Annotated in this window: 12 protein-coding genes and 1 pseudogene; 5 read left to right on the top strand and 8 right to left on the bottom strand. The window is 40.2% G+C overall.

From position 1 onward, the window contains the following. Nucleotides 1-35: 35 nt before the first annotated feature. Together recD2 and F601_RS0106625 are read left to right on the top strand one after the other, a co-directional pair. Nucleotides 36-2,231, top strand: a pseudogene (recD2, locus tag F601_RS0106620) (SF1B family DNA helicase RecD2); the annotation flags it as partial. A gap of 413 nt (nt 2,232-2,644) precedes the next feature. Then, nucleotides 2,645-3,112 carry a hypothetical protein gene (locus F601_RS0106625; protein ID WP_018164885.1) on the top strand — a complete coding sequence of 156 codons (468 nt, stop codon included), beginning with the start codon at nt 2,645-2,647 and terminating at the stop codon, nt 3,110-3,112. Nucleotides 3,113-3,172: 60 nt separating this feature from the next. On the opposite strand, the gene dinB is transcribed toward F601_RS0106625, so the two are convergent. Both dinB and F601_RS0106635 read right to left on the bottom strand, forming a co-directional pair. Then, a complete protein-coding gene (gene dinB / locus F601_RS0106630) occupies nt 3,173-4,270 on the bottom strand; it encodes a DNA polymerase IV (protein WP_018164886.1) in 1,098 nt (365 codons plus the stop codon). A 17-nt stretch (nt 4,271-4,287) separates the two neighbouring features. Continuing rightward, nucleotides 4,288-4,947, bottom strand: a complete 660-nt coding sequence (locus F601_RS0106635) for a hypothetical protein (RefSeq protein ID WP_018164887.1) — start codon at nt 4,945-4,947, stop codon at nt 4,288-4,290. Nucleotides 4,948-5,173: 226 nt separating this feature from the next. Here F601_RS0106635 and pflB point away from each other — a divergent pair, with 226 nt between their 5' ends. After that, nucleotides 5,174-7,501, top strand: coding sequence for a formate C-acetyltransferase (pflB, locus tag F601_RS0106640; protein ID WP_018164888.1), 2,328 nt, complete (start codon nt 5,174-5,176; stop codon nt 7,499-7,501). A 60-nt stretch (nt 7,502-7,561) separates the two neighbouring features. Continuing rightward, on the top strand, nt 7,562-7,999 hold the full coding sequence (locus F601_RS0106645) for a GNAT family N-acetyltransferase (RefSeq protein WP_018164889.1): 438 nt from the start codon (nt 7,562-7,564) through the stop codon (nt 7,997-7,999). Nucleotides 8,000-8,117: 118 nt separating this feature from the next. Here the strand turns inward: F601_RS0106645 and F601_RS0106650 are convergent, their stop codons facing one another. Both F601_RS0106650 and F601_RS0106655 read right to left on the bottom strand, forming a co-directional pair. Then, on the bottom strand, nt 8,118-8,819 hold the full coding sequence (locus F601_RS0106650; RefSeq protein WP_018164890.1) for an ion transporter: 702 nt from the start codon (nt 8,817-8,819) through the stop codon (nt 8,118-8,120). Further along, the gene (locus F601_RS0106655) at nt 8,800-9,912 is read right to left on the bottom strand and encodes a nucleotidyltransferase (protein ID WP_018164891.1); all 1,113 of its coding nucleotides are present in this window, start codon (nt 9,910-9,912) and stop codon (nt 8,800-8,802) included. Before F601_RS0106655 ends, F601_RS0106650 begins: the two co-directional genes overlap by 20 nt. Before the next feature lie 255 nt (nt 9,913-10,167). On the opposite strand from F601_RS0106655, the gene F601_RS13690 reads away from it, so the two are divergent. Next, entirely contained in the window at nt 10,168-10,254 is an 87-nt protein-coding gene (locus F601_RS13690) for a putative holin-like toxin (RefSeq protein ID WP_428835781.1), read from the top strand. 158 nt (nt 10,255-10,412) lie between these two features. On the opposite strand, the gene F601_RS0106665 is transcribed toward F601_RS13690, so the two are convergent. The 4 genes from F601_RS0106665 to F601_RS0106680 form a co-directional block, all read right to left on the bottom strand. After that, nucleotides 10,413-11,150: a class I SAM-dependent DNA methyltransferase gene (locus F601_RS0106665; RefSeq protein ID WP_018164893.1), complete on the bottom strand. Its 738-nt coding sequence runs from the start codon at nt 11,148-11,150 to the stop codon at nt 10,413-10,415. A gap of 80 nt (nt 11,151-11,230) precedes the next feature. Further along, the gene (gene rsfS / locus F601_RS0106670; RefSeq protein WP_018164894.1) at nt 11,231-11,578 is read right to left on the bottom strand and encodes a ribosome silencing factor; all 348 of its coding nucleotides are present in this window, start codon (nt 11,576-11,578) and stop codon (nt 11,231-11,233) included. 2 nt (nt 11,579-11,580) lie between these two features. Continuing rightward, nucleotides 11,581-12,174: a bis(5'-nucleosyl)-tetraphosphatase (symmetrical) YqeK gene (gene yqeK, locus F601_RS0106675; RefSeq protein WP_018164895.1), complete on the bottom strand. Its 594-nt coding sequence runs from the start codon at nt 12,172-12,174 to the stop codon at nt 11,581-11,583. After that, entirely contained in the window at nt 12,171-12,803 is a 633-nt protein-coding gene (locus F601_RS0106680) for a nicotinate-nucleotide adenylyltransferase (RefSeq protein WP_018164896.1), read from the bottom strand. Before F601_RS0106680 ends, yqeK begins: the two co-directional genes overlap by 4 nt. Nucleotides 12,804-12,831 lie beyond the last annotated feature (28 nt).

Consider the following 12,831-nt stretch of genomic DNA (forward strand, 5'->3'; position numbering starts at 1 on the left):
TTTGCCCAGCTCCTTTCAAATAGTAAGGAATAGATATGGAAGTCTCATTTTCAGGAACAATTGATCGCATTATTTTTGAAAATGCTAGTAATTTTTTTAAAATTCTTCTCCTAGAGATTGATGATACTGATGCCCAAGATTACGATGATTTTGAAATCATTGTTACTGGTACCATAGCTGATGTTATTGAAGGGGAGCAGTACACTTTTTGGGGCGAATTAACTCAGCATCCCAAATACGGAGAGCAGCTCAAAGTCACGCGCTACGAACGTGCTAAGCCAACTTCTTCTGGGCTGGTTAAATATTTCTCAAGCGACCATTTTAAAGGTATCGGGAGAAAAACTGCTGAAAAAATCGTTCAGCTCTACGGCGATAATACCATTGATAAAATTCTTGATGACCCTAGTCAGCTTGATCAAATCTCTGGTTTATCCAAGGTCAACAAGGAAGCTTTTATTGCCAAACTCAAACTCAATTACGGCACGGAACAAATTCTTTCCAAGTTGGCTGAATATGGCTTAACTAATCGTGTTGCCGTTGAAATCTTTAACAAATATAAAGAAGAAGCCTTGGACATTGTCCAAGCCAATCCTTATCAGCTAGTTGAAGATATCCAAGGGGTTGGCTTTAAAAGTGCAGATAGCTTAGCTGAACAACTGGGAATTACTGCCGATTCTCCTCAGCGTTTTCGCGCAGCTATTGTCCATAGCCTCTTTGAACTGTCAATTGAGGGAGGCGATACTTATGTTGAGGCGCGTGATTTATTAGAACATGCCATTATCATGCTGGAGGAAGCACGTCAAGTCGAACTGGATCCTGCCAGTGTTGCTCAAGAACTGACTACCCTAATTGCAGAAGACAAGGTTCAAAATATTGAAACTAGAATTTTCGATAATACTCTATTCTATGCTGAAGCCGGAATTAAGAAGCATTTGACTCGAATTATGGACACACCTGTTGCTGACCACTATTCAGATGACAAACTTTCCGATGAAATTGACCGTGTTGAAGAAGATTTTGGTATTCACTATGATGATATTCAAAAAAATGCCATCAAACAAGCCTTAAATAGTAAAGTATTCATTCTGACAGGCGGTCCAGGAACTGGTAAAACAACTGTTATCAACGGTCTAATCAACGCTTACGCCCACCTCCACCGCATAGACCTCAAAAAGAACGATATCCCAATTGTCCTTGCTGCTCCAACGGGACGAGCCGCCCGTCGTATGAATGAGTTAACTGGCCTACCCGCAGCAACCATTCATCGTCATCTGGGACTTAACGGTGACAACGATTACCAATCAATGGATGATTATCTGGACTGCGACCTCATCATCATAGATGAATTCTCCATGGTAGATACTTGGTTAGCCAACCAGCTTTTCAGCGCCATTTCCTCAAACACTCAAGTTATTATCGTAGGTGACAGTGACCAGTTGCCTTCTGTCGGACCTGGCCAAGTCTTGGCAGATCTTTTAAAAATAGCAGAGCTGCCACAAACTGCCCTCAGAAAGATTTTTCGACAATCAGAAGATTCGACAATCGTTACCCTAGCAGCCCAGATGCGAGAAGGGGTGTTACCAACTGATTTTACACAGAAAAAGGCAGACCGTTCTTTCTTTGAAGCACAGAGTCAACATATCCCGACCATGGTGCAAAAAATTGTCAGCTCTGCTATTAAAAGCGGAATCGCCCCTCAAGAAATTCAAATCTTAGCACCAATGTATCGAGGACAAGCTGGTATCAATACCCTAAATAATCTCATGCAAGATTTATTAAATCCATTAGCAGACGGTAACGAGTTCCTCTTTAACGACATTAAATTCCGTCGAGGAGATAAAATCCTGCATCTGGTTAATGATGCTGAGCTAAATGTTTTCAATGGAGATATCGGTGTCATTACCGATTTGATTCCTGCAAAATACACGGAGTCTAAACAAGATGAAATCTACATGGAATTTGACGGTACTGAGGTCATCTATCCACGAAATGAATGGCTGAAAATCACACTTGCTTATGCCATGTCTATCCACAAATCACAGGGTAGTGAATTCCAAGTTGTGATACTGCCAATCACGCGCCAGAGCGGACGTATGTTGCAGCGTAACCTCATCTATACAGCCATCACACGTTCTAAGAGTAAGCTAGTCATGCTTGGAGAAATCTCTGCCTTTGACTACGCTGTTAAAAATGAAGGCTCAAAACGTCAAACTTATCTTGTGCAACGTTTTACAGGAAGTGATCTAGCTAGCGAATCCCTTTCACAAGATTCTAATGAAATATCAGCAGACAGTCTAGAAGAAGCTGCTCCACAATCAAGTGAAACTGAAGAAACTAGTAAGTCTTTATCCACAGAACAGGTCACACTTGATTTAGAAGATCAAGTAAACACAGACGAACCTGAGACATATACACTGACTGAAAAGAATATTTTCCTTATTGATCCTATGATAGGCATTAATCAGGAAGATATTGATACATTTTTTAAATAAGAGGAATTGCAGTAGCTATTTTGTCAAAAATGCAAGTATTTTAATGCTAAATCCTTCAAATGACAGAAAATACTTTACTTTCTCATAATTTATGGTAAACTATCTGTATTGTATTAATAATACAAAAAATGAAAATTTTAGGAGACCGATCTATGATTTCATATGAAAAAGTAAAGCAATCTTTTCGCAGTTTTACAATTGTTAACATTGTCCTTAATGCAATCTTGACAGTTCTCTATATCTTTGGAATTTTTGGGATTTTCATTATCAAAATGAATCTTGATAATCCAGAATTTACTGCACTCTACACAGAAGAGCAACTGGCAGCCCTCAAATCGAGTGTTACTCCTTTTGCCATTTTTACAACTGTTCTTTATATTGCCATAGCTATTGCTATCATTGTTTTGAGCGCCATCAACCTTTCTAAAGCTAAAAAAGATTTAGAGCTCAGCTATATCCCACATTTTATGGGAACTGCTATTGCTGTATTTAATATTATTTTTAGTTTTACTAATGGTTTTTCTCTAACTACAATCTTGATGCAATCAGCCTTCATCGCTCTTTACTTCTACACCTATACACGTGCTAAGACTCTTAACAACAGAGAAATTGAAGAATAAAAAAATAACTTCCCTTCTAAGACAGATAGGGAAGTTTTTGATTCTTATGAAGATTTTCTTTCAATACAAGTCAAGTGGAATATCAATTTTTCCATCTTCCAAACCAGTTACAGTCACACCCAGCAGACGAATTCCTGCTGGGTTTTCATCTAGACTGTCGTAGATTGAACGAGCAGACTGGTTAATAAGATCAAAATCCGACGTTACATCATCCAGAGTCACACGCTTGGTGAGAGTTGAAAAATCTGCATAACGCACCTTTAAAACGACTGTTCTTCCGACCTTCTTATTCTTTTTAAGCGTCTCAGTCACTCGCTGAGCATTGCGAGAAATCTCAGCCTTAATATCAGCTTCATCATAAAGTAATTTCCCATAAGTTCGCTCACTGCCAATCGACTTACGTACCCTGTCAGCCCTGACTGGCGAATTAGAAATGCCCCTAGCTTTTCGATACAAATCGTAGCCAAAACGTCCAAAATGATCAATCAACTCCCATTCCGATAACTCTAACAAATCTGCACCACTGTAGACGCCTAATTCATGTAATTTTTCAACTGATTTTTTACCTACGCCATGAAATTTTTCGATTGGAAGTTTTTCTAAAAATGCTTGCGCTTCTTCTGGCAAAACCAAAGTCAGACCGCGCGGCTTTTCAAAATCCGACGCTAGTTTGGCTAAAAACTTGTTATAAGAAACACCAGCAGAGCAGGTCAAATGCACTTCTTTCCAGATATCATATTGAATCATCTTTGCAATTTTGACAGCTGATTTGATGCCCTGCTTATTTTCAGTAACATCCAGATACGCCTCATCAATTGACATAGGTTCTACTAAATCAGTATATCGCTTAAAAATCTCACGGATTTGGTAACCTATTTCCCTGTATTTGCGATGGTTTCCAGAAATAAAAATAGCCTGAGGGCATCGTTCAAATGCCTCTTTTGAAGACATAGCCGAATGAACACCGAATTTCCGTGCTTCGTAATTACAAGTAGAGACAACACCGCGGCCACCAGATTTACGAGGATCTGCACCAATAATAACAGGCTTTCCTTTAAGTTCAGGATTATCACGCTCCTCAACCGCAGCAAAAAAGGCATCCATGTCAATGTGGATAATTTTACGTGATGTGTCGTTAATCAACGGAAAAATTAACATGAAGCCTCCTTAAAGTCTCAAAGCATGAATAAAATAGTCACAATAATAAAAGTTTTCTTATAGTCTTTATTGACCAAAAGATAGACACTACCAAATAAAAAGCCTGCTAAACAGGTCATGATACCTGTCAAAACACTGCCTTTTGACAAAATGTGCATCAAGCCCCAAGTCAGCCCAAGTAAAATACCGCCATAAGGGATTTTATCATTTTTAAACCAGGTTTCAAAAGCCTTTTGCCCAAAAACCAATACTAAGGAAATCAAAAAACTTTCAGCAATATAATAGAGGTATTGGAAGATAAACTTTAACCAACCTAAGCGCTGGAATTCAAGGAGAATTTTGAAGCCATTCCAGTCCCAGTATTGCACAAGCATAACTAGAACGAAACTCAAAGCAATCGCTAACCATTGCCAAGGTAATATTTCCTTTTTTTCACTACTTAAGAGATTAAAGCCTGTCTGTTTCTTGGCCAAAGCAATGATAGCTAAGCCTATACCCAGCCAACCTAGGCTTGTTATGGTCCAGTGAGCAATCATCTGCAAAGTGCTTGCCTGACTGAGAGTAATACCCAAGAAATTCTCAACAATAACCAAGACAATTTCAAATAGAAAGGCAGCTGTTGCATACAGAGCTAGCCACAAAAAAGTAAAACCTGTAACATTGTTGTTTTTCATCATGAGAGACCTCCTTTAACTTTGCAATTTCCTAATTTTATTATACTCCTTTTCATCATTTTCATCCAAATTTTCATATTTATAGGACAGTTAGAGCATTCTTAAAAAACTGTACTACAAAAGAATGTACAAATTGTCAAACATTTTGTTTTAGAAAACGCTTCCTGTATGATAAACTATAGTTGTAAATGTAACAGATGTCCTGTTACTAGATTTAAGGAGAAATAAAATGGCAACTGTTAAAACTAACACAGATGTTTTTGAAAAAGCTTGGGAAGGCTTTAATGGTACTGATTGGAAAGAAAAAGCAAGTATTGCTCGTTTCGTACAAGCAAACTACACTCCATATGATGGAGATGAAAGTTTCCTTGCAGGTGCAACAGAACGTTCACTTAAAATTAAAAAAATCGTAGAAGAAACTAAAGCAAACTATGAAGCTACACGTTTCCCATACGATAGCCGCCCTTCTTCAATCGCTGGTATCCCTGCTGGATACATTTCAAAAGAAGATGAGTTGATTTACGGTATCCAAAACGATGAATTGTTCAAATTGAACTTCATGCCAAAAGGTGGTATCCGTATGGCTGAAACAGCTATGAAAGAAAATGGTTTTGAACCAGATCCAGCTGTTCATGAAATCTTCACTAAATACGTTACAACAGTAAATGACGGTATCTTCCGTGCTTATACTTCAAACATCCGTCGTGCTCGTCACGCCCACACTGTAACTGGTCTTCCAGATGCCTACTCACGTGGACGTATCATCGGTGTTTATGCACGTCTTGCTCTCTACGGTGCTGACTACTTGATGCAAGAAAAAGTTAACGACTGGAACGCAATCACTGAAATTGATGAAGAATCTATCCGTCTTCGCGAAGAAGTTAACCTTCAATACCAAGCACTTGGTGAAGTTGTTAAATTGGGTGACCTTTACGGAGTTGACGTTCGCAAACCTGCTATGAACGTTAAAGAAGCTATCCAATGGGTTAACATCGCATTCATGGCTGTCTGCCGTGTTATCAATGGTGCTGCTACTTCTCTTGGACGTGTACCTATCGTTCTTGACATCTTTGCAGAACGTGACCTTGCTCGCGGAACATTTACTGAATCAGAAATCCAAGAATTTGTTGATGATTTCGTTATGAAACTTCGTACAGTTAAATTCGCTCGTACAAAAGCTTATGACGAACTTTACTCAGGTGACCCAACATTCATCACAACTTCTATGGCTGGTATGGGTGCTGACGGACGTCACCGTGTTACTAAAATGGACTACCGTTTCTTGAACACTTTGGACAACATCGGTAACGCTCCAGAACCAAACTTGACAGTTCTTTGGACTGACAAATTGCCTTATGCATTCCGTCGCTACTGTATGGCTATGTCACACAAACACTCTTCAATCCAATACGAAGGTGTGACTACTATGGCTAAAGACGGTTACGGTGAAATGTCATGTATCTCATGTTGTGTATCACCACTTGACCCAGAAAATGAAGAACAACGTCACAACATCCAATACTTTGGTGCACGTGTTAACGTTCTTAAAGCCCTTCTTACTGGTCTTAACGGTGGTTATGACGATGTTCATAAAGACTACAAAGTATTTGATATCGATCCTATTCGTGATGATGTTCTTGACTTCGATACCGTAAAAGCTAACTTTGAAAAATCTCTTGACTGGTTGACTTCAACTTACGTAGATGCATTGAACATCATCCACTACATGACTGATAAATACAACTACGAAGCTGTTCAAATGGCCTTCTTGCCAACACATCAACGTGCTAACATGGGATTCGGTATCTGTGGTTTCGCTAACACTGTTGATACATTGTCAGCTATTAAGTACGCTACAGTTAAACCACTTCGTGACGAAGATGGCTACATCTACGATTACGAAACAACTGGTGACTACCCACGTTGGGGTGAAGATGACCCACGTTCAAACGAATTGGCTGAATGGTTGATCGAAGCTTACACTACTCGTCTTCGCAGCCACAAACTTTACAAAAACGCTGAAGCAACTGTATCACTTCTTACAATCACTTCAAACGTTGCTTACTCTAAACAAACTGGTAACTCACCAGTTCACAAAGGTGTATACCTCAACGAAGATGGTACTACAAACCTTTCTAAACTTGAATTCTTCTCACCAGGTGCTAACCCATCAAACAAAGCTAAAGGTGGATGGTTGCAAAACCTTAACTCACTTGCTAGCCTTGACTTCTCATACGCAGCTGATGGTATCTCATTAACAACTCAAGTTTCTCCACGTGCTCTTGGTAAAACATTCGATGAACAAGTAGACAACTTGGTAACAATCCTTGATGGTTACTTTGAAAACGGTGGACAACACGTTAACTTGAACGTTATGGACCTTAAAGATGTTTACGAAAAAATCATGGGTGGTGAAGATGTTATCGTTCGTATCTCTGGATACTGCGTAAACACTAAATACCTTACACCTGAACAAAAAACTGAATTGACTCAACGTGTCTTCCACGAAGTACTTTCAATGGACGATGCAGCTGAAGCTCTTTCAGGACAAGCTTAATCGCTAAATTAAAAGGCTTTGCTACTTGGCAAAGTCTTTTTTCTATCTTATAATAGACCTATGAAAATCAAACAAACACGTAATACACTCTCAGACACCTATCTTGATGCAGTTAAAATTCGTCAAATAGTCTTTGTTAAAGGGCAAGGCGTCCCAGCTTCTCTTGAAATTGATCAGAATGAAGCCTATTGCCTGCACTTTGTTCTTTATGATGACAATGGCAGAGCTGCTGCCACATGTCGAATCTTGCCAAATCAAGAACACACTCAAGCTACTCTTCAGCGTATGGCTGTGCTAGACACTTATCGTGGTCAAGGACTTGGAAAAATCCTCCTAGAAGACGTCCTCTCCTTCTGCAAGCAACAAGGATTTCAAAAAGTAACCCTTCATGCTCAATTAACTGCTAGAGGATTTTATGATAAAATGAACTTCCTGCCAATTGGAGAAATCTTTGAAGAAGCAGGTATCCAACATATTACAATGGGAAAAACATTATAAAACAGTATTATCTCAGCTAATAAATTAAAACTGAGATAATACTGTTTTTTTAATTCTCTATCAAAGATGCTCTGCTATTTCCAAAAACCTACTATCGACTATATATAAGACCATCTAACTAGTCTTTCTTGGTGATCTCAGTCATATAGCCTGCCGTGACGATACCGGCTGGCAAGGCGATAATTGCTATGCCCAGAACAGAAGAAATCATGGTGATGAGTTTCCCCAGCACTGTTGTTGCGATAATATCGGAATAGCCAACCGTGGTCAGTGACATGGTCACCCAATAGACGGCCTCAAAAAAGGTCCCGAAGGTAGAGTCTGGTTCGACATTATAAATCAGCAGTGCTGTGATGATGGTATAGCTAAGCGCTAGACCTGCAACCACTAACAAAGCCTCCTTTTGTTCACGAATGACATTTCTGATAATCTCAATGTTTCGAGAATGGCGAATAACCCTGAAGACACGAAGCATGCGACCCATACGAATAATTTTCAAGAGTTTAAAACTGCTGTTAAACATCAGGAAGTTTGGCAGAATACTGACTAAATCGACAATGGCTAATACTGTAAATGGATAAATAATAAATGACCACTTTCCACGTTTGAGTTTCAAGTCAGCTGTAAAGAGGCGCAAAAAATAATCAATCCCAAAAATAATGGCCGTGCTATGATCCATAATGGTCAAAACTGGTAAGCTGGCCTTGGTCATCAAAGGGATAAGGCTGATTAAAATGGTTAAAAGCATCAAAACATTGTAGGCCTTAGAAAGAAAAGTCTCGTCTTCATGCTCTAAAATATTATAAAGTTCTCTTCTCATCTCCATCCTCCCTAATCGGCACTCGTCCCCAGGTCTGCTCTGCAATCTCGCTATTGCCCAACTGATAGACTTGGTCGGCTTGCTGGGTCATGACATCCCAAGGTTTTGCACCGATGCGGGCTACGATTTCCACAGATTTTTTCACAGTTTTGAGGTGTTCTCGCCCTTTTCGGCTGAATCCTAGCACATGAACAACCTCTGGCAGCGGCTTTTCCACAGCATTGACCAAAATGTAGGTCAAGATTCGGCGCACACGGGCTTTAGTATAGCGTTTGGTAGCCACTTTATCCACTAAGTCTTCCATAGTCGCTACGCTCCTAATAGCAGAGCTGATACGCACAGCTAGCTCTTCATTAACCTGAAAAACAGTGGTTAAATCAGGATTTGTCAGGATTTGGTAGCGGAGCAGAGGGAAATAATTATCCCAAGAGACCTGTGGAGAAGTCAAAATCAAGTCCGAGTTGGGAGCAGACTTTTCCACAAAGGCTTGGTCAGCAATGTGCTTACGAATGGCGGTTGCTGAAGCGATGTCATGGTGCTTAGCATCCGAATGAAAGCCCGCCCCCAAGCGCTTGATAGGCTGCAGTTGAATATTTTTACCAGCGCTAGCCTTGGCGTAGGCAAGAGCCAAGATATGATTAGGCGTATCGCCTGTGAACTGAATCCCTGCAAATTTTTCCCACATGGCTTGTGTTTTCTGTGGATAAGTCAGGGAATCTGGTAGCGTCGAAAGAAAATCGCGCATCTGCTCAGCATTTTTTTCATAAAGGCCAGCTATTTTCTGATAATCAAGCAACTCTTCGGTACCGAAGGCCAGGGTGTTTATGCCAAGCTTGGCTAGGATATCCACAGCCCCTTGGGCGAAATAATCAGCAGACTGAACCGCCACCAGAAAAGGCAGCTCGACCACCAGATCAGCACCGTTTTCCAGCGCCATCTGGGCCCTGGTCCACTTATCCACAAGGGCTGGCTCACCACGCTGCATGAAATTACCAGACATGGCAACAATTTTGAGACCAGACGCCTGCTCCAGCAGGTACTTGTGACCATTATGAAAAGGATTGAATTCGGCAACAATGCCAGTAATTGTCATAGGGATGCTCCTGAAATTTCTACTACTCCTTTTATTATAACATGTAAGGGAAGGATAATGAGGCTATCGGAAGGATATTTAGCAATTAACGGAAGGATAGAAAAAGACCAGCAGAAAAAACTTGCTGGTATAGTTGGTTTTCATCTCTTTTTACGAATAATAATATTGAGAAGGTTCCGAAGTCGGGGCAGAAATCTAAAAACGAGTGGAGGTGTTGCCTATGGAAAACACGTTCTTCTCTAGAAAGGTTCTGCTATGTCAGTTTACGAAGCGCTAGCGCTTATGATAAACTCAGGCATATTCTTACTGGCATTATTAGCTTATCTAAAAGATAAAAAATAAAACAGTAAAACCGCACTTCTAACTTTGACAGGTAACGAATTGCGGTTTTTACTGTAATCAAAATCTGTCCCGTCTTTAAAACGGTCTTATCAGGGGTTGAGTTGGCGCTTAACCCCATTTTCTATTATCATTTTACTAATTAAAGTGAGGCATGTCAACTATTTCTCACACACAAAGAACCATCTTGCGCTGGTTTCTGTTGGTTCCTTGTCTTCAAAGTCGGCGTAGACTTTGACATTTTTGAAGCCTGCTTGTTCCAAGAGGATATCGTAAGTCAGCAAGTCATAGGTGCGCTCTTCGTGGACTTCGTCAAAGCGTGTGAAGCGTCCGTCTTCGTCTTGGATAAAGAAGGTCAATTCGTGGACCACTGAGTGTGGCGCCTCATCTTCATAAGTGTCCCAAACCATAGCAAAATCTTCCGCATTTTCATGGTAAGAATAGTCTGGGAAAACCTCATCAGTTTGGTAAGTTGAGTGGACATCAAAAATAAAAGTACCACCCTCATTGAGATGCTCGTAAACCTGAACAAAAACATCACCAACGTCAACTTCATCATCCATGTAACAGATAGAATCTGAATAACAAGTCACATAATCAAAAGTCCCAACTGATGATAAATCCAGCATATTGCCCTGAACAAAGGGAATGTTGACCTTGGCTGATTTGGCACGTTTTTCTGCCAAATCCAGCATGTCCTGACTCAAGTCTAGTCCTGTCACATCAAAGCCCGCTTGTTTGAAGCGGATAGACTGAATCCCAGTTCCGCAGGCCAACTCCAAAAGTTTGGCATTTTTCTTTTTAGGTAAATGGCGGAGCGAAAAATCCGTCCACAAGTCATAGAGCGAGTCATCCATGATTGAATCATAGACCCTCGCAAATGTTTCATAAGTAGCCATATTAAAATCTTTCTAATCGTCATGAAAAATAGTCTGGGACATTAAGAGGTTCCAGACATATTTTTTGTATCAGTTTTGCCTTATGCAAGGTAGCCTGTGACATCAACCACAGGAGCTTCGTGCCAAAGTTTTTCAAGATTATAATGAAGACGCTCATCTTCTGTAAAGATATGAACGATAACATCATTAAGGTCAATCAAAATCCAACCATCTTTACCTTCAGAATGGCTAGCATCTCCACCAGCTTCTTTAACTTTCTCACGAATGTTATCAGCAATGGCGTCCAATTGACGGCTATTTGTTGCTGACAAAATCACAAAATAATCTGTCAAGCTTGTCAAACCAGCCAAATCCAGGGCAACAATGTCCTCAGCGCGTTTTTCATCAGCCGCACGGACTACTAATTCTAATAATTCTTCTTTAGTCACTATTAATCCTCTTTCAAATACTTGTAAAATGCATTATAAGTTTCAATGGTTTGTGGGAAAATAGGCAGAGCTTGGTGAGCCAAATGTTCTACTGTATGAACAGTTTCGAAGGCTACTGCCTTATCCAAATTCTGCTGTGCTATCACACGCGCTTCCTGCACTAGTGGGAAATTCCGGTTATGTTCAATGTAATCTGCCACATAAACAATCTTATCCAGCAAGCTCATCTCACTTGCTCCGACCGTATGAATCTCAATACTGCGCAAGATTTCGGAATCTGTGATTCCTAAGTCCTCTTGAATTTTGTAAATCCCGACCAGACCATGCCAGACATTATTGCCCCATTTTTTGAGTTCAGGGTCAAGCTGGTACTTATCAATCAGGTCCAGAAAGTCTTGGTCTGGTAATTCCTTAGCGTAATCATGAATCAGTCCTGCAAGTCCTGCCTTTTCCTTGTCACACTTGTAAAGCTCAGCCAAGTCGATAGCTGCCTTTTCCACACCTAAAACATGGTTGAAACGTTTTTCAGACATGACGCTCTGCACTTTTTCCAATAAAGCCTCACGAGACATACCTGTATACTTTTGGTAGGTCATAGATATAGCCCTTCTTTCTCGATATAATCAAGAACAGGTTTAGGTAACAGGAAGTTTGGTTTGCAACCAATGGCAATGCGGTGGCGAATCATGCTTGATGAGATATCCATGAGCGGCATATCAACCCAAATAACTGGATATGATGTTCCAGCCTTATATTTAGGACGTTGAACACCAACAAACTGTACCATTTGAATCAGTTCTTCAATTCGGTGCCATTTAGGTAAATAATCCACCATATCTGCACCAATGATGAAATAATAGTCTACATCTGGATTTTTCTCAATCAAGAGTTTCATGGTATCGTATGTGTAGCTGATACCTTTACGTTCCAACTCAATTGTTTCAATACCCAGACCTTCAGTACCTTCAAGAGCTAGTTCAAGCATCTTAAGGCGATGTTTTTCATCAATGGTTTCTTTTTTATCTACATGAGGTGGCTGGTATTCTGGCATGAGCAAAACCTCATCCAAGCCAAGTTGCTGACGTACTTGATCAGCCATAAGTAAATGGGCATTGTGAACGGGATTAAAATTTCCGCCCAGGATACCAATTTGTTTACGATTTTTATCTTTTTTCTCTTTCTCTAACTCCACCTTTGTAAAAGGAGTCAGTAATTCAATTGCCATAGTGCCTCCAAACGACGTTAGGGTCTTA

Origin of the sequence: Streptococcus henryi DSM 19005 (assembly GCF_000376985.1) — a bacterium.
In the GTDB taxonomy this organism is placed as follows: domain Bacteria; phylum Bacillota; class Bacilli; order Lactobacillales; family Streptococcaceae; genus Streptococcus; species Streptococcus henryi.

Coding starts and splice junctions, on each gene's coding strand:
- F601_RS0106655 (WP_018164891.1), bottom strand. CDS start 9,912: ATGACAATTACTGGCATTGTTGCCGAATTCAATCCTTTTCATAATGGT.
- pflB (WP_018164888.1), top strand. CDS start 5,174: ATGGCAACTGTTAAAACTAACACAGATGTTTTTGAAAAAGCTTGGGAA.
- F601_RS13690 (WP_428835781.1), top strand. CDS start 10,168: ATGTCAGTTTACGAAGCGCTAGCGCTTATGATAAACTCAGGCATATTC.
- F601_RS0106625 (WP_018164885.1), top strand. CDS start 2,645: ATGATTTCATATGAAAAAGTAAAGCAATCTTTTCGCAGTTTTACAATT.
- F601_RS0106650 (WP_018164890.1), bottom strand. CDS start 8,819: ATGAGAAGAGAACTTTATAATATTTTAGAGCATGAAGACGAGACTTTT.
- F601_RS0106665 (WP_018164893.1), bottom strand. CDS start 11,150: ATGGCTACTTATGAAACATTTGCGAGGGTCTATGATTCAATCATGGAT.
- F601_RS0106645 (WP_018164889.1), top strand. CDS start 7,562: ATGAAAATCAAACAAACACGTAATACACTCTCAGACACCTATCTTGAT.
- F601_RS0106635 (WP_018164887.1), bottom strand. CDS start 4,947: ATGATGAAAAACAACAATGTTACAGGTTTTACTTTTTTGTGGCTAGCT.
- dinB (WP_018164886.1), bottom strand. CDS start 4,270: ATGTTAATTTTTCCGTTGATTAACGACACATCACGTAAAATTATCCAC.
- yqeK (WP_018164895.1), bottom strand. CDS start 12,174: ATGACCTACCAAAAGTATACAGGTATGTCTCGTGAGGCTTTATTGGAA.
- F601_RS0106680 (WP_018164896.1), bottom strand. CDS start 12,803: ATGGCAATTGAATTACTGACTCCTTTTACAAAGGTGGAGTTAGAGAAA.